The sequence below is a fragment of the Phocaeicola plebeius genome, from assembly GCF_003437535.1.
Lineage (GTDB): Bacteria > Bacteroidota > Bacteroidia > Bacteroidales > Bacteroidaceae > Phocaeicola > Phocaeicola plebeius_A.
Genome location: NZ_QSQT01000009.1, coordinates 63,017 through 80,242 on the forward strand (window position 1 = coordinate 63,017; position 17,226 = coordinate 80,242).

At 43.7% G+C, this 17,226-nt stretch carries 10 protein-coding genes; 7 read left to right on the plus strand and 3 right to left on the minus strand.

What is annotated here, in order from left to right; translation table 11 throughout:
• The first annotated feature begins 19 nt into the window (after window positions 1–19).
• Complete coding sequence (locus DXD04_RS06070; RefSeq protein WP_373103998.1) at window positions 20–2,614, plus strand: glycoside hydrolase family 2 protein; 2,595 nt, start codon at window positions 20–22, stop codon at window positions 2,612–2,614.
• Window positions 2,615–2,713: 99 nt separating this feature from the next.
• Complete coding sequence (locus DXD04_RS06075) at window positions 2,714–4,915, plus strand: glycoside hydrolase family 95 protein (RefSeq protein ID WP_259296031.1); 2,202 nt, start codon at window positions 2,714–2,716, stop codon at window positions 4,913–4,915.
• Window positions 4,916–5,005: 90 nt separating this feature from the next.
• Here the strand turns inward: DXD04_RS06075 and DXD04_RS06080 are convergent, their stop codons facing one another.
• Complete coding sequence (locus DXD04_RS06080) at window positions 5,006–7,165, minus strand: DNA topoisomerase 3 (RefSeq protein WP_117671764.1); 2,160 nt, start codon at window positions 7,163–7,165, stop codon at window positions 5,006–5,008.
• A gap of 146 nt (window positions 7,166–7,311) precedes the next feature.
• Here DXD04_RS06080 and DXD04_RS06085 point away from each other — a divergent pair, with 146 nt between their 5' ends.
• The 3 genes from DXD04_RS06085 (at window position 7,312) to DXD04_RS06095 (ending at window position 10,975) form a co-directional block, all read left to right on the plus strand.
• Entirely contained in the window at window positions 7,312–7,989 is a 678-nt protein-coding gene (locus tag DXD04_RS06085; protein WP_022053971.1) for a zinc metallopeptidase, read from the plus strand.
• Window positions 7,990–8,071: 82 nt separating this feature from the next.
• Window positions 8,072–9,436, plus strand: a complete 1,365-nt coding sequence (gene hisS, locus DXD04_RS06090; RefSeq protein WP_007562052.1) for a histidine--tRNA ligase — start codon at window positions 8,072–8,074, stop codon at window positions 9,434–9,436.
• A 129-nt stretch (window positions 9,437–9,565) separates the two neighbouring features.
• Window positions 9,566–10,975 carry a DNA recombination protein RmuC gene (locus tag DXD04_RS06095; RefSeq protein WP_117671768.1) on the plus strand — a complete coding sequence of 470 codons (1,410 nt, stop codon included), beginning with the start codon at window positions 9,566–9,568 and terminating at the stop codon, window positions 10,973–10,975.
• A 66-nt stretch (window positions 10,976–11,041) separates the two neighbouring features.
• On the opposite strand, the gene DXD04_RS06100 is transcribed toward DXD04_RS06095, so the two are convergent.
• Entirely contained in the window at window positions 11,042–13,186 is a 2,145-nt protein-coding gene (locus DXD04_RS06100) for a polysaccharide lyase 8 family protein (RefSeq protein WP_229035432.1), read from the minus strand.
• A gap of 232 nt (window positions 13,187–13,418) precedes the next feature.
• Between DXD04_RS06100 and DXD04_RS06105 the strand changes: the two genes are divergently transcribed.
• Entirely contained in the window at window positions 13,419–13,691 is a 273-nt protein-coding gene (locus DXD04_RS06105; RefSeq protein ID WP_007562047.1) for a co-chaperone GroES, read from the plus strand.
• 42 nt (window positions 13,692–13,733) lie between these two features.
• The gene (gene groL / locus DXD04_RS06110) at window positions 13,734–15,371 is read left to right on the plus strand and encodes a chaperonin GroEL (protein WP_007562045.1); all 1,638 of its coding nucleotides are present in this window, start codon (window positions 13,734–13,736) and stop codon (window positions 15,369–15,371) included.
• A gap of 86 nt (window positions 15,372–15,457) precedes the next feature.
• Here the strand turns inward: groL and DXD04_RS06115 are convergent, their stop codons facing one another.
• On the minus strand, window positions 15,458–17,209 hold the full coding sequence (locus DXD04_RS06115; RefSeq protein ID WP_117671770.1) for a fasciclin domain-containing protein: 1,752 nt from the start codon (window positions 17,207–17,209) through the stop codon (window positions 15,458–15,460).
• Between the last annotated feature and the right edge of the window lie 17 nt (window positions 17,210–17,226).

Genomic DNA, 17,226 nt, shown 5'->3' on the forward strand with positions numbered 1-17,226 from the left:
TGTATTATCAGTAAAATTTATGAATTTTATGAAGGACTTTAGAATATTCTCATGTCTTTTGATATGGATATGTGCGTGTACTTTATATGCGAAGGATTTGCCTCGTGAGGAACTTTTAATAAATTCATGTTGGAAATACTCCAAAGGAGATCATGAGCATGCAGAACAAGAAGATTTTGATGATACTTCTTGGGAGAATGTAGGACTTCCTCATTCTTTCAGTATCCCTTATTTTATGTCGAAAGACTTTTATGTTGGCTATGGATGGTATAGGAAACAGATCCAGTTAAGTGCGGCAGATTTGAAGAGGAAACTTTTTCTGGAGTTTGACGGGGTGTTTCAGGAAGCTGAGGTTTTTGTCAATGGAAGAATGGCAGGGAAACATGTGGGAGGATATACGGGGTTTTCTGTAGATATTTCTCCATGGATAAAAAAGGGAAAGAACCTGATAGCTGTAAGAGTGAACAATTTATGGAAACCGGATGTGGCTCCGAGAGCTGGGGAGCATGTGTTTAGTGGAGGTATTTATAGAAATGTGCGTCTGGTGAAAAAAGGATATTGCTATATTTCCTGGTATGGTATGTTTATCACAACTCCTGATTTGGCAGAACAGCAAGGACGTTATTCAAGAGTAAAGATTGAAACGGAAATATGCAATGAGAGTAATAAGAGTGGAATTTATCGTTTGCAAACTAGGATTCTGGATTGTAATGGAAAGAATGTAGCCACAGTAGAGACTACGGAAACGGTGGCTGCCGGTGGAAAGAAAATATTTATGCAGTTGACTAAACCGGTTGATTATCCGGCTTTATGGAGCCCGCAGCATCCGAATTTATATACAGCTGTAAGTTTGGTATATCACAATGATAGATTGATTGATTCTTTGGAAACTTCTTTTGGCTTTCGCTGGTTTGAATGGACGGCTGATAAAGGATTTTTCTTGAATGGACATCATTTTTATATTAGAGGAGCCAATGTACATCAGGATCAGGCCGGTTGGGGAGATGCTGTAACTGAAGCTGCAATGTACAGGGATGTAAATATGATAAAAGAGGCTGGTTTTAATTTAATTCGAGGATCGCATTACCCTCATGCGCCAGCTTTTTCACAAGCATGTGATGAAACAGGACTTTTATTCTGGTCGGAAGCTCCATTTTGGGGAATTGGAGGATTTAAGCCGGATGGCTATTGGAACAGCAGCGCCTATCCTGTAGAAAAAAAGTATGAGCAGGCTTTTGAGGAGAGTGCTTTGCAGCAATTGCGTGAAATGATACGTATTCATCGTAATCATCCTTCCATTGTGGCATGGAGTATGTGCAATGAAGCATTCTTTTCTGCCCCGGAAGCAATGACGGGAGTACGTAGGTTACTGAAGCGGATGGTGGATTTGGCTCATCAACTGGATGCTACAAGACCAGCTGCCGTGGGAGGAGCACAACGTCCTTTAGCCGATGAAAGAATTGACCGTATTGGAGACCTTGCCGGATATAATGGAGATGGTGCCACACAGCCTGATTTTCAAAATCCGGGTATTCCTAATCTGGTGTCAGAATATGGAAGTGTAACGGCTGACCGTCCGGGTGAATACGTTCCTGGATGGAGTGACTTACAACGTGATGAAGGTTGGAAAGGACGTTCATGGCGCAGTGGACAGGCTATCTGGTGTGGATTTGACCATGGTAGTATTGCTGGAAGTGCGTTGGGAAAAATGGGGATTGTGGACTATTTCCGTATTCCGAAACGTTCCTGGTATTGGTATCGGAATGAATATGCGGGTATTGCACCTCCTGAATGGCCGGGGAAAGATAATCCTGCACGTTTAAAGTTAAAAGCAAGTAAGATAAAGGGGGTGAAGACTGATGGTACAGATGATGTACAACTATGGCTTACTGTTTGTGATGCTTCAGGGAAAGCGGTATCTTCTACTCCTACAGTAGATTTGAAAGTTATTTCAGGTCCGGGTGAATTTCCTACAGGACGATCCATTCGTTTTGAAGAAGGAAGTGACATCCGTATCATGGACGGGCAGGCTGCCATCTCTTTCCGTTCATATTATGCTGGGAAAACCGTGATTGAAGCAAGTGCAGACGGTTTGGAAAAATCACGAATTGAAATAGAATTTGTGGGAGATAATGTATATCGTGAAGGAGTAACTCCAATTGTATCATATCGCCCTTATGTTCGTTTTGTACGTGAGCAGGGCATGAGTGAGTTACAGACTTTCGGCCGGAATAATCCGGTTTTTGCCAGCAGCAGTAAAGAGGGGCATGCACCCGGTATGGCGGCAGATGGGAATCCTGATACTTATTGGAAAGCTGCCAACGGAGATACTTCACCTTATTGGATACTGGATACTGAAAAGTTTTTGGAATTGAAGGAGATAGAACTCGGTTTTCTTTCAGGGAAATCTCCGTCTTATTATATAGTAGAAATTTCGGATGATAAAGAAAGCTGGAATACAATATGTGATAATCCACAAATTGAGAAAGCAGATACAACTCATCGGTTAGTTCTTGATAAGGGCAAAAATACAGGGCGTTTTATACGTATTAAATTTGCAGATTGGAAAGAAGCTATCTTGTCAGAATTGTTAGTAAAAGGAACTGTATTATAAATAATTGTGGAATTTATATTTATGAGAAAATTTGTGTCGATTTTATGCGGGGTTATTACATTTTTTATGTTATCCTGCAAGCAAGAATCCACTGTTGAAATGAAGCTGTGGTATAACCGTCCGGCAACAAACTGGATGAAGTCTGCTCTACCGATTGGAAATGGAGAGTTAGGGGCAATGTTTTTGGGCGGAATAGCTCGTGAACAGCTACAGTTTAATGAAAAATCCTTGTGGTCTGGGAGTCAGGAATTGCGAGGGGCTTATCAGAGTTTTGGAGATGTATTCCTTGATTTTGAAGGAATTGATTCTTGTAAAGTAGAGAATTATTATCGGGAACTTTCATTGGATGAGGCAATAGGTCGTGTAACATTCGATTGGCAAGGTGTTACGTATGAACGTGAGTATTTTGCAAGTCACCCGGATAGCATGATTGTGGCCCGTTTAATCACACTGGGCAATGAAGGAAAGTTAAGTTTTTCAGTGACTTTGAAGGATGGCCGTGAGGGGGTGACACGATGCAAGGATAATACCACCTTATTATTGCAGAATAAACTGGATTTACTTTCTTACGAGGCTCAGTTAAAGGTTATGAATGAGGGAGGCAGCTTGTTTATAGAGGGGGACAGGTTGGTGGTGAAGAATGCAGATGCCGTGACATTATTATTGACGGGGGCTACGAATTTCAGCCTTTCATCGCCTTCCTACATAGATGAGACATCTGAAGAACTGCATCTTCGTATATCTGACCGGATTTGTAAGGCTTCAATAAAAGGTTATGAACAGTTGAAACAGAGTCACATGAAAGATTATTGTCCTTTGTTTCAACGTGTGAAACTTGATTTAACTGAAACTTTACCGGTGATTCCTACAGATGAACTTGTAAAATTCCATAAAGAAAGTCTTTATCTGGATATGCTTTACTTTCAGTATGGCCGTTATCTGATGTTGGCTTCTTCGCGCGGCATGGACTTGCCTAGTAATTTGCAAGGAATATGGAATAATGATAATACTCCTCCATGGGAGTGCGACATCCACAGTAATATTAATGTACAAATGAATTATTGGCCTGTTGAAAATTGTAATTTGTCCGAATGCCATGCTCCTTTCTTGAATTATATTTTTAAAGAAGCTCTTAAATCGGATGGAAGCTGGCAGAAGGTTGCTCAGGAAGAAGGACTTAGAGGATGGGCAATTAAAACCCAAAGCAATATTTTTGGCTATACGGACTGGAATATAAATCGGCCAGCTAATGCCTGGTATTGCATGCATTTATGGCAACATTATCTTTATACACAGGATGTGAACTTTTTGGTTGAAAAAGCATTTCCTGTTATGCAGCTTACTTGTGAGTATTGGTTTGATCGTTTGAAAGAAGATGAAAATGGCAAATTGGTTGCTCCTGATGAGTGGTCACCGGAACAAGGACCGTGGGAGGATGGTGTATCGTATGCCCAGCAGTTAATCTGGCAACTGTTTAGTGAAACAACTCAGGCCTTACAAGTTTTCCACCAAAAGGGAATACAACAGAATGAGGCTTTTGAGAAAGAATTGAAGGACAAATTTGCTCGTTTGGATAATGGACTTACAATTGGCTCATGGGGACAAATAAAAGAATGGAAATATGATACTTGGCAACTGGATACTTTAGGAAACCAGCATCGTCATCTTTCTAATTTAATTGCTCTTTATCCGGGTAATCAAATTTCTTATTATAGAACACCAGAATATGCTGAGGCAGCAAAGCAAACCTTGCTATCCAGAGGTGACTTGGGAACAGGATGGAGTCGGGCATGGAAGATAGCTTGCTGGGCCCGTCTTCAGGATGGAGACCATGCTTACCGTTTGCTTAAATCTGCACTGAGTCTTTCTTCTTTGACTGTAATAAGTATGGATAACGACAAAGGAGGTGTATATGAGAATTTGTTCGACTCTCACCCTCCTTTCCAGATTGATGGTAATTTCGGAGCTACTGCTGGGATGGCAGAAATGCTTTTACAGAGTCATCAAGGTTTTATTCAGTTGCTCCCTGCGTTACCTGCTGCATGGCCTGAAGGGTGTATAGATGGGTTACGTGCAGTAGGGGACTTTACTTTTAATTTAAAATGGAAACAACATGTACTTCAGGAGTGTACATTAGTCTCTGGTTCAGGAAATGAATGCACAATTTATAGTCCTGATATTGTGATTCAAAAAGTAGAGGCTGCTTCGGGAGAGGAAGTTCCTGTTACAGCGTCTGATAAGGGATTATATACCTTCCAGACAGAGAAGGGGGTAGAGTATCACGTTATATTGAAAAACTAATAATAAAAATTCCTGAAGAAATTCTTTGTTTGCTTTGTGAACAGGAATTCTTCAGGAATTTTTGTTTTAGTATATAGGGCGGGAAATATTTCACGCTTTAAAAGGCTTGCGGAATTTACATCCGTTTTTCCACTGAGAGCATCCGTAGGCCGTCTTTCCTTTAATAATAATGCCCGTGCCGCATACAGGACAGGCTTTTCCTAAGATGCTGTCATCGGCTGGCAGGTTGTCTTCCTTAGGGGCTTCGGGAGTGGCTGCTTTCTTGCTGGCCCGTGGCTTGCGGGGAGCCGCTTTTTTCTTGGGCTCTTCTTCACCGTTTTTAGGGGCAGCTGCTTTTTTCAGCGGAATTTTAGGGCTGTCATCAGTCGTAACGGTCACACGGCGGTTGCTGTTGTCACGCAGTACGCTGTAGACTATTTCGGTGACCATCTGCTTCAATTCAGCTAAGAAGGTACCTGCATCGTAACTTTTTCGTTCGATTTCGCGCAATTTCTTTTCCCAGATACCGGTCAGTTCGGCCGATTTCAGGAGTTCTTCGTGAATTAGCTGAATCAGTTCTACTCCGGTAGGAGTAGCAATCAGGTTTTTGCGTTCCTTGCGGATGTAATGCCGTTTGAACAAGGTCTCGATAATGGCTGCACGGGTAGAAGGGCGACCGATACCGTTTTCTTTCAGGGCATCCCGAAGTTCATCATTGTCCACCAGCTTTCCGGCAGTTTCCATAGCACGCAGCAGGGTAGCTTCGGTATAGGGACGAGGCGGCTGTGTCCATTTCTCGTTGAGCATCGGGCTATGCGGGCCGCTTTCTCCTTTGGTGAAAGCAGGCAATACGCTTTCTTCCTCGTTTTCCTTCCCTTCTTCCGGAACGTCCTTGGCAAAGATTATGCGCCAGCCGGGTTCCAGAATCTGCTTTCCGGTTACCTTGAACTCTATCTGGTCTGCTTCACCGATGACGGTGGTGGTAGAAAACTTACAGTCGGGATAGAACACAGCGGTGAAGCGGCGGGCAATCAGGTCGAACACCCGTTTTTCCATGTCGCTGAGGCCTTGCGGTTGTACCCCGGTGGGGATGATGGCATGGTGGTCGGTCACCTTACTGTTATCGAATACTTTTTTCGATTTAATCAGTGGTTTTCCGCTTAATGCCGTCGTGTAAACGGCATAGTCTTTCAAGCCCTCCAGAATTTTAGGGCACTTGGGATAAATGTCGTCACTCAGGAAAGTGGTATCCACACGCGGATAAGTAGCCACCTTCTTTTCATATAATGACTGGATGAGCTGCAAAGTCATGTCGGCCGAGTAGCTGAATTTTTTATTACATTCCACTTGCAAAGAGGTCAGGTCGAACAGGCGGGGAGGCGCTTCCGTTCCTTTCTTGGAGCTGACTTCGGTTACGGTAAAGTCTACATTCCGGATGCGTTCCAGTAATTCCTTTCCGGTCTGTTCGTCGGTAATCTGCGGAATACCACGGTTGGCATCGGGTTGTGTTTTCTTCTTGGCCGAAGGGTTCTCTTTTTCTTTTTCAGCCTCTTCAGCCAGTTCCTCATCGCTCTTTCGTACGATGGCCGAGAACACCGTATCGCGGTAGACCGTCTTCAGTTCCCAGTATTGCTTGGGTACGAAGTGTTCTATTTCCTGCTGTCTTTTTACAATCAGGGCCAGAGTCGGAGTCTGTACTCGTCCGATGGAAAGTACCTGTTTGTTCTGTCCGTATTTCAAGGTGTATAGTCGGGTGGCATTCATGCCCAAAGTCCAGTCACCGATGGCGCGGCTCAGTCCGGCTTCGTAGAGCGGTTGGAACTCCGCCTGGTCTTTCAGGTTGGCAAATCCGTCGCGTATAGCCTCTTCCGTCAGTGAGGAAATCCAGAGTCGTTTGACCGGGCATTTGGCACCGGCCTTTTGCATTACCCACCGCTGGATGAGTTCTCCTTCCTGGCCGGCATCCCCGCAGTTGATAATCATTTCAGCTTCCTGCATCAGCTTTTCGATGATGTGAAACTGCTTTTCTATTCCGCTGTCGTTTATCAGCTTGATTCCGAAGCGGGGAGGAATCATGGGCAGGCTGCTCAGACTCCAGCTTTTCCACGAAGGAGTATATTCATGCGGTTCTTTTAGGGTACACAGATGACCGAATGTCCAGGTTACCTGGTATCCGTTTCCTTCAATGTATCCTTCTTTTCGGTTTTTGGCTCCCAGCACATCAGCGATGTCGCGTGCCACGCTGGGTTTTTCGGCTATGCAAACTATCATGGTCTTTCTTTCAATACGGAGCAAAATTACGTAAAGTTGCCTGAATAGAAAAATAAAATCTTTATCTTTGGGCAGAAATGACTGACAACCTTTCTTTTGGCAAGGTTTTTGCTAAAGAATTAGTATAACATTTAAATGAAGAAATTATGTTGATTTGGATTGTATTTATAGGTATTGCGATTATCAGTTACCTGGTTCAGGCAAACCTGAAGAGTAAATTTGAAAAATATTCCCAGATGCCGTTGACCAATGGCATGACAGGAAAGGAAGTGGCGGAGAAGATGCTGCGTGACAATGGTATTTACGACGTGACGGTGACCAGTACATCGGGTATGTTGACTGACCATTATAACCCGATGAACAAGACGGTAAATTTGAGTGAAGGGGTTTATGGTAGTGCGAGTGTGGCTGCTGCAGCTGTAGCAGCTCACGAGTGCGGACATGCGGTACAGCATGCACGGGGATATGCGCCTTTGCGTATGCGTTCGGCTTTGGTCCCGGTGGTACAGTTTTCTTCTTCCATCGTATCTTGGGTGTTGTTAGCTGGTATTCTGATGGTCAACTCTTTTCCTCAGCTGCTGCTTATCGGTATCTGTCTGTTTGCCATGACCACGTTGTTCAGTTTCATTACTCTTCCGGTAGAAATTGATGCAAGCCGTCGTGCACTGGTATGGTTGAGCAGTGCCGGAATTACCAATGCGTTTAATCATCAGCAGGCTACGGATGCCTTGAAGTCGGCTGCCTATACGTATGTCGTAGCTGCCTTGGGTTCACTGGCTACGCTGATTTACTACGTAACGATTTATATGAATCGTCGCGAGTAAGCATGAAATCCTTTCGTTTTGTATGCGGAAGGTAGAAATTTTATTCGTATTTTTGCCCCGTTAATTTAAAGACTGATTCATTATGGCAACAAAACCAAGTATACCTAAAGGAACAAGAGACTTTTCGCCGGTAGAAATGGCGAAACGTAACTATATATTCAACACCATTCGCGAGGTGTTCTATCGCTACGGCTTTCAGCAGATAGAGACTCCTTCCATGGAAAACCTGTCTACTTTGATGGGTAAGTACGGAGAGGAAGGCGATAAGCTGCTTTTCAAGATTCAGAATTCAGGTGACTATTTTTCTGGACTGACAGATGAAGAACTGTTGAGCCGCAATGCAGCAAAATTGGCCAGCAAATTCTGTGAAAAAGGTTTGCGATATGACCTGACAGTTCCTTTTGCGCGTTACGTGGTAATGCACCGTGATGAAATCACTTTCCCGTTCAAGCGTTTCCAGATTCAGCCGGTATGGCGTGCCGACCGTCCGCAGAAGGGACGTTACCGTGAATTCTATCAGTGTGATGCCGATGTGGTGGGCAGTAACTCTCTGCTGAATGAGGTGGAATTGGTACAGATGATTGATGCCGTGTTCCAGAAGTTTGGTATCCGTGTTTCCATCAAGATTAACAACCGTAAGATTCTGACAGGTATTGCCGAAATTATCGGAGAAGCTGATAAGATTGTAGATATTACAGTAGCTATCGACAAACTGGATAAAATTGGTTTGGACAATGTAAATGCGGAACTGGCATCAAAAGGTATTCCGCAGGAAGCCATTGATAAGTTGCAGCCGATTATTCTGTTGAGCGGTTCGAATGAAGAGAAAATAGCTACGTTGAAGAATGTGCTGGCTGCCAGCGAGACTGGCTTGAAGGGAGTAGAAGAAAGTGAATTTATCCTGAAGACGATTGCCGGACTGGGTATTCAGTCGGAAGTAGAACTGGATTTGACATTGGCTCGCGGATTGAACTATTATACGGGTGCTATCTTTGAAGTGAAGGCACTGGACGTACAGATTGGTAGTATCAGTGGAGGTGGCCGTTACGATAACCTGACCGGTGTGTTCGGTATGGAAGGCATGTCGGGAGTGGGTATCTCATTCGGTGCTGACCGTATTTACGACGTACTAAACCAGTTGGATTTGTATCCGAAAGAAGCGGTGAACGGTACACAGTTGCTGTTCGTCAACTTTGGCGAAGCTGAGGCTGCGTATGTATTGCCGGTATTGGCACAGGTACGTGCGGCTGGTATTCGTGCAGAAATCTACCCGGATGCTGCCAAAATGAAGAAACAGATGAGCTATGCCAATGCAAAGATGGTACCGTTTGTAGCCATTGTGGGTGAAAATGAAATGAAAGAAGGAAAAGTCATGCTGAAGAATATGACAAGCGGCGAACAGTCGCTGGTTACTCCGGACGAACTGGTAGCTGCCATCAACGGATAAGCGTGAGCGTTAATCATAAATAAAAAGGACACAGGTTTCACGGAAGAAGACGGAAGAGGCAGATGCTTCGGACTTCTGTTTCGTGAAACCTGTGTTTTTTTATAGGTGTTTCGAAAATTAGTAGAGAATATGGAAATTGTATATTTGGTTGTTGGCGTGATAGTAGGAGGATTGCTGGGCTATTTATGGGCTGCGAGGAAGTCCGTTTCTTTGCGGTCGGAGTTACAGATGAACCAACAGCATGCCCAGGATTTGCTGAAGGCGGAAAAGGAACGTGCTGAATTGCTGACAGAGCAGTATCGGAAGGATACGGAGAGGCTGCGTGGACAGGTCGATGAACTTTCTGGGAAATGGGCAGAGGCAGGTCGTGCACTGGCTACATCACAGGCAGAGCGTCGCAACCTGGAAGAACGGTTGGAGAATCAGAAGGAAGAAGTGGAGAAATTGCGGAAGCAACTGAATACGGAGTTTGAGAATATGGCTAACCGGATTTTCCAGCAGAAGACGGAGGCATTCAACCGGCTTAGTTCAGAAACTTTGAGTAATTTGTTGAAACCTTTTGGAGAGAATTTGAAAGAATTCAAGCATCAGGTGGAAGAGGTGTACGATAAAGAATCCAAGCAACGCTTTTCTTTGGAAGACCGTATCAAGGAACTGATGCAGCTGAACAAACAGATTAGCGACGATGCCAACAACCTGACTCGTGCCTTGAAAGGAGATTCCAAGATGCAGGGAAACTGGGGTGAAATGATATTGGAGACTATCTTGGAAAATTCCGGTCTGAGGGAAGGGGAAGAATATTTCCGTCAGGAATTCTTGAAAGATGAACACGGTGAACCGCTTAAAAACGAGTTGGGACAGCGGATGCAGCCTGATGTGCTGGTGGTGTATCCGGATAACCGTCAGGTGATTATTGACTCAAAAGTATCGCTTACGGCATACGCAAGCTATGTGGCCTGTGAGGATGCCGTGCAGCGTGAACAGTACTTGAAAGCACATCTGGCTTCTGTGAAAGCCCACATTGATGAGTTGAGCCGGAAAGATTATTCCAGCTACAATGTGTCTTCATTGGATTTTGTAATGATGTTCGTGCCGAACGAGCCGGCTTATTTGTTGGCCTTGCAGGCCGATCCGGACATTTGGAATTATGCTTACCAGAAGAAGGTCGTATTGATTAGTCCGACCAACCTGATTGCAGCGCTTCGATTGGCCTTGGATTTATGGAAGCGGGAGTATCAGGTGAAAAATATTCAGGACATCATCAAGCGAGGAACGGTGCTTTATGAGAAACTGGTAGGATTTACCGAGACTTTCGAAAAGATTGGAGATTCTTTACAGGCAGCTTCCACGGCTTACAAGAATGCGTTGGGGCAGCTTTCGCAGGGAAAAGGCAACCTGATTCGTCAGGCGGATATGCTGACGGAATTGGGCATCACTTCGAAAAAGAGGTTCTCCTCCCGTATCCGGCAGGAAGCGGACAGGGGCACGACACCGGTGACTCCTGCAAGAGATTTATTCTCGGAATCGGAAGAACAATAAAAAGAAGAAGCTCCATGGCCTTGAGTTGAGTGTACCATGGAGCTTCTTTTTTGTCTCATATTGAGATTAAAGTTTTACAGTGTATTGCTTGGTAGCTCCTGCATAAATGCCTGTTTGGCTGAAGTCGGCTGTGAGCGCTTGTTTCTTCTTACCGATTTTCAGTTCCACTTGAATGGGCGACTGGGTTTGTCCCGGGTCGGCAATATGCAGATTGGCCGATTTTGCGTTGATGTCTTTTACCATCAATATGCATGGCTTGTCTACGGTAACACTCAATTCTTTATGTTTGAAAGTACCAGCTTCGAAGAAAGTTACCATCCAGACATTCAGTTTGGTATTCCGAACAGCCTGTACTTTTGCATTGTTCGACAGAATTTCGATGGCATTCTCTTTCTGATAGGCTTCCATCTCTTGTGCGGAAGTTTTTCCCGGCACTACAATGTAAGCGTATGAGCCGTCTTTCGGAGCCACACCGTGATTGATACCCAATGTGAAGACATCCCTCTTTTCTTCTTTTTTCGATTTGCTGGTGTTGATGTCATACCAGCGTCCGCTCTGTGTCTGGGCTGTCAGGAACACTTCTTCTTTCTGTGGGAAGAAGTAGCCGATTTTGTCATGCAATACCCACTGCGGGGCTTGCAAGGTATAACTTCCGTTTGCTAAGGTCTCTTCTTTACCTCCCTTGTCAACTAAGATGCCGTCTTTCAAGAAGCATTGGTTGACAGTGGTGTGAACCGGATAAGTGGAAGTGGATTGTATACCAGCTCCCAGACATACCACTTCGTTATCAAAGAAGTACCAGCTTTTCTTGGCTCCGGTGTTTACTTCAGGATTGGTATCCATGTAAGCGTATGCCGTAGCTCCATAAATACTGTCGGAAACTCCTCCTGCGTATGTGGAAGTACCTAACACGCCCCATGCTTTCGGATCCATCGGTATTTTTTCTACTTGAGGAGCGGTAGTACCCGGAATATGGCACCAGTTCCATACTGGGAAGATATTGAAATACTCATCGCCTGTTTGTACAATGTTGGTACATCCGTCGGACATGAAATAGGTTTTCAGGTTTTCTTTGTTGCCGTATTCACATTTCTTCGTGCGTGTAGAAGCCAAACGTACGTCAAAGTTATATTGAGGACGCACATGTAATGAGTAGTCACCACGGAAATAATGGGTATGTGAAGCGGTTACCTGATAGTCAGCAGGCTGCTTTCGGTTCAGGCGGGCGATGATGGCTTTGTATTCATCGGCATGAGTTGGATCGATGTCAATCATTCGCTGGGCATAAGTGGTAGTGGTTCGTTTGTTCAGTAATCCCGGACGGCTTACACTGCGTCCTACCACGTCGAACGACATATTCTGACCGCGTACGGTACGGTAATAAGTCTCGCGCATGAACTTGCTGAGCAGCTTCACTTTCTCTTTATCCAGTTGATACTGTGTGCCCAATGCATAGGAAGCTACCTGGGTAACACCTTTAAGAATTTCATCTCCATAGCCTCCGATGTAAAGCTGTTCTCCATGTTGGAAATAACTGTTGTCATGTTGGAATCCTTCTTCTGTGGTATATACCACCGGATTGAAAACGTTGTCGATAGCTGTTTTTAAATCGGCTTCATTCTGTGTCAGACAAGAACGGTAAATCCAGTGTAGAGCAATATCTGTACGGTTGGCACCTGTCCATTTAGCCGGGTCTCCGCCTGTTTCCTGAATCCGTTTCAATATTTTTGTTTCCAGTTCTTGTGGAATCTGTTTTTTTCCAATGCGCATTTGAATGAGCAGCACCCCGAGTTTCTGTGGTTCGGAAATCTGATTGTGCCACCAGTTGTCACTTTCAGAATCTACGTCATACCAGTATTCTAATCCTTTGACAATTTTCTGATATAAATCTTCGTTCTGATAGTATTTGTTCTTTTCGTTGGTATATGCGTAGACAAAATCCGACAAACGTTCAATGTGTTGAATCGGAGTCCAGTTGGTCATCTGGGTATCATCATAATCAATGTCGCTAAATGAGCCGTTTTCCTGAAACAAAGCTAGATCTTTGTCAATGGAAGGATTTTTAATAGTTGTATTCCGGATTTTTTCCATAAACATTTCGTAGTCATTGTTCTGTTGATTGGGCATTTGTGTAAGAATGGAAGCCCAACCCGTAGCCATTGTGCAGGAAAGTGCAGCGGCTAAAGTAAGTGTTTGCAGAGGTCTGTTCATATATTTATTATGTTAGGTTTAGGTGGTAAAGATAATTATTTTTCGATACATCTCCAATAACGGAAGTTTGTTTGCGTGTAAGGCTGGATGTCAGAATTGTCAGTATGACGGCCAGGACTGTCAGGTTGTTTATGTCAGAATGTCAGTCTTTTGTTTTGGCACGCTTTTCGCAGAAAGATAGGTGCTTTAACGCATTTGATAAACGATAAAATATAAACTAAATTATAGCATTATGAACATTAAACCATTAGCAGACAGAGTCCTGATTCTTCCGGCTCCTGCAGAAGAAAAAACAATCGGTGGTATCATTATTCCTGACACAGCGAAAGAAAAACCGTTGCAGGGTGAAGTAGTGGCAGTTGGCCATGGCACTAAAGACGAAGAAATGGTCTTGAAAGTAGGTGATACTGTATTGTATGGTAAATATTCTGGTACTGAAATCGAATACGAAGGTGTGAAGTATTTGATGATGCGTCAGAGCGATGTACTGGCAGTTTTGGGATAATTTAGGTAATTAACGAATTTAAGATTAGAAAGGAAATTCACTATGGCAAAAGATATTCTCTTCAACATTGACGCTCGCGATCAGTTGAAAAAAGGTGTAGACGAACTGGCTAATGCAGTGAAAGTAACACTGGGCCCGAAAGGTCGTAATGTAATCATCGAAAAGAAATTCGGTGCCCCTCACATTACAAAGGATGGTGTAACTGTAGCAAAAGAAGTGGAATTGAGCGATCCGTTCCAGAACACAGGTGCTCAGCTGGTAAAATCTGTAGCCTCTAAGACAGGTGATGATGCAGGTGACGGTACAACTACTGCTACTGTATTGGCTCAGTCAATCGTAGGTGTTGGTTTGAAGAACGTAACTGCCGGTGCAAATCCGATGGATTTGAAACGTGGTATTGACAAGGCTGTGGCAAAGGTTGTGGAATCTATCAAGGCTCAGTCTGAAACTGTAGGTGATAACTACGATAAGATTGAACAGGTTGCTACAATTTCTGCAAACAACGACCCGGTTATCGGTAAGTTGATTGCAGATGCAATGCGTAAAGTTTCTAAAGACGGTGTTATCACTATCGAAGAAGCTAAGGGTACAGATACTACAATTGGTGTGGTAGAAGGTATGCAGTTTGACCGTGGTTACTTGTCTGCTTACTTTGTAACTGATACTGAAAAGATGGAATGCGTGATGGAACATCCGTATATCCTGATTTACGATAAGAAGATTTCTAACCTGAAAGATTTCTTGCCTATCCTGGAACCGGCTGTACAGAGCGGACGTCCTTTGTTGGTTATCGCAGAAGATGTAGACAGCGAAGCGTTGACTACTTTGGTAGTTAACCGTCTGCGTGGTCAGTTGAAGATTTGTGCTGTGAAGGCTCCGGGATTCGGCGACCGTCGTAAGGCTATGCTGGAAGATATTGCCGTATTGACTGGCGGTGTAGTTATCAGCGAAGAAAAAGGTTTGAAACTGGAACAGGCTACACTCGAAATGTTGGGTACTTGCGACAAGGTAACTGTTTCTAAGGAAAACACTACTATCGTAAACGGTGCAGGTCAGAAAGAATTGATTCAGGAACGTATCAATCAGATTAAGGCTGAAATCAAGAACTCTACTTCTGACTACGATAAGGAAAAATTGCAGGAACGTCTGGCTAAATTGTCAGGTGGTGTAGCAGTTCTTTACGTAGGTGCTGCCAGCGAAGTAGAAATGAAGGAAAAGAAAGACCGTGTAGATGATGCCTTGTGTGCAACTCGTGCCGCTATCGAAGAAGGTATCGTACCGGGTGGTGGTGTAACTTACATCCGTGCCATCGATGCATTGGAAGGCTTGAAAGGTGACAATGCAGATGAAACTACAGGTATCGAAATCATCAAGCGTGCAATCGAAGAACCGCTTCGTCAGATTGTAGCTAACGCTGGTAAGGAAGGTGCAGTTGTAGTACAGAAAGTACGTGAAGGTAAAGGTGACTTCGGTTACAATGCTCGTACAGATGTATACGAACACTTGCATGCTGCCGGTGTAGTTGATCCTGCAAAGGTTACTCGTGTAGCATTGGAAAATGCCGCTTCTATCGCAGGTATGTTCCTGACTACAGAATGTGTCATCGTAGAAAAGAAGGAAGAAAAACCTGAAATGCCGATGGCTGCTCCGGGAATGGGTGGCATGGGCGGTATGATGTAATCTTCCCCTTTCAGATATTAAGCAAATCCCAGTCGGAAATATTTCTGGCTGGGATTTTTTTGTGTTAGAGAGAGAGTAAGAGAGAATCAATATCCAGAGTTCTGCTTCATTCCTGGATAAGTATCGAGTGCAGTTTGAGGAATGGGGAGATAGAAATGTTTGTTCGGGTTGAATCCTGTCTGCTCGATAGGTATGTTCAGCAACCGGTAATATGGATAAGCGCTTCCGGTTCCTTGCAGCAGATTGATGTAGTCTTTCCATTCTGCACCTTCGATAGAGAATGCCTCGTTTAAGATGTTTTTAACTTCTGTGACTTCCATTTCTCTTCCGGTTTGAGAATAAGCGATGGCAGCCATAAGGTAGACTTCACGCAGCAGAACTGGATGAATGTAGTCGCCTCCGGGATTACCGAAATTGTCTTTATATCCTCCCCAAATAACTTCTTTACTTTCAAGATTATTTAGAGCCTGTGGGTCTAAAACGAATGCGTTGGTATTCAAAATATATTGGCATTCTTGGATAGCAGCGTCGTAAGCTCCAGAAAGTAGGGAAATCTTTGCAAGTAGGGCTCTGGCTGCTAATTGTTTCTCCGTGTCAAATGTATTTACTAAATCAGTCAGATAGTAAATCAAGTATTCTTGACTTTCCTGTGTGTCATTAGGTATGAGTTTACCATAATATCCGAACAACTGGCTTTGAATGACTCCTAAGTCAACGGTTAGATTCCAGGAGGCTTCCCATCCTTCTGCGGTATTGAGTGAAGTCAGTTGTTCCAGGTATTTTTTGCATTCGTCTATTGTTTGATAAGCAAAATCCCAGAAAGTACTGGAGGTATATTCAATCATGTTATAGTCAAAGCTTTTATCATATAACAGGCTGAATTCCATGTTTTTGCTTTGAGTAAGGAATGTCTCAAATGATTGTTTCCATAGTGCTTCCACTTCAGGCACATTGATTTCTTCCTCTTTTATCTCTGTCATGTAGTGAGTCTTTGTCAGACTGTTTTCCGGAAGATCTTTGTAATTCACGAAGTAAGTATAAGGGTCACTGCTTACTTTATCATCCACGTTTATCAGGCCATCTCCGTTTAAGTCGGCGTATATTAAATTTCCGTTTTCGTCCATTCCTGCGATTAAGAAGCCGTCGTGCAGGTTAGAGAAATTTTCTTTACTAATCACATAACTCAATGTATCGCTTTGATGCTGAATAATTGTTTCACCGTTTTCATTCGTGGTGAAAGTGCCAAGCAGGTTTCCTCTTCCATCTTTTGCTTCGATGTTGACTCCTGCAAGTGCTTCTCCTGTAGGTAACTTGGTGATAATGGTGGTTGCATGTAAAGGAACCAAAGGAACCTCTGCTGTCGGAATCACTTCAGGAACGACATACACATAGCTGTTTCCGGCCGGAATAGCATTGCCTTCAATCTTGACTCCATTAATTTGTACGTCATTTTCAGTACGTGTCACATAAAGTGTTTCGTTACTGATACTGGTCAGGGTACTGCCATCTGTTAAATCCTCTTTGGCATAGCGTCCTTTGACGATGTGATTTTTGATGGAAGCGGTATCCAATACGGCAGCACGGCTTGCGGTATTTTTGTTTTTTACAGCAAAGACGGTCAGTTCGTCTTGTGTCAGGTCGGCTACATTCACTTTTTCCAGTATTTCTACAAACTGGCTGACTTCCGGATTGCTTTCTTTCAGTACTTCTACAATTTTTTGTACTTCTTCCTGTCCTTTGGAAGGAGGAGGTTCCGGAGTTGGGTTTTCTTCGTCACTGCATGCATTCAGGAGGCATAAAGAGAAGATGCCTAACAAATAATAAGCTAATGTTTTCATAACGTATTTATTTAAAG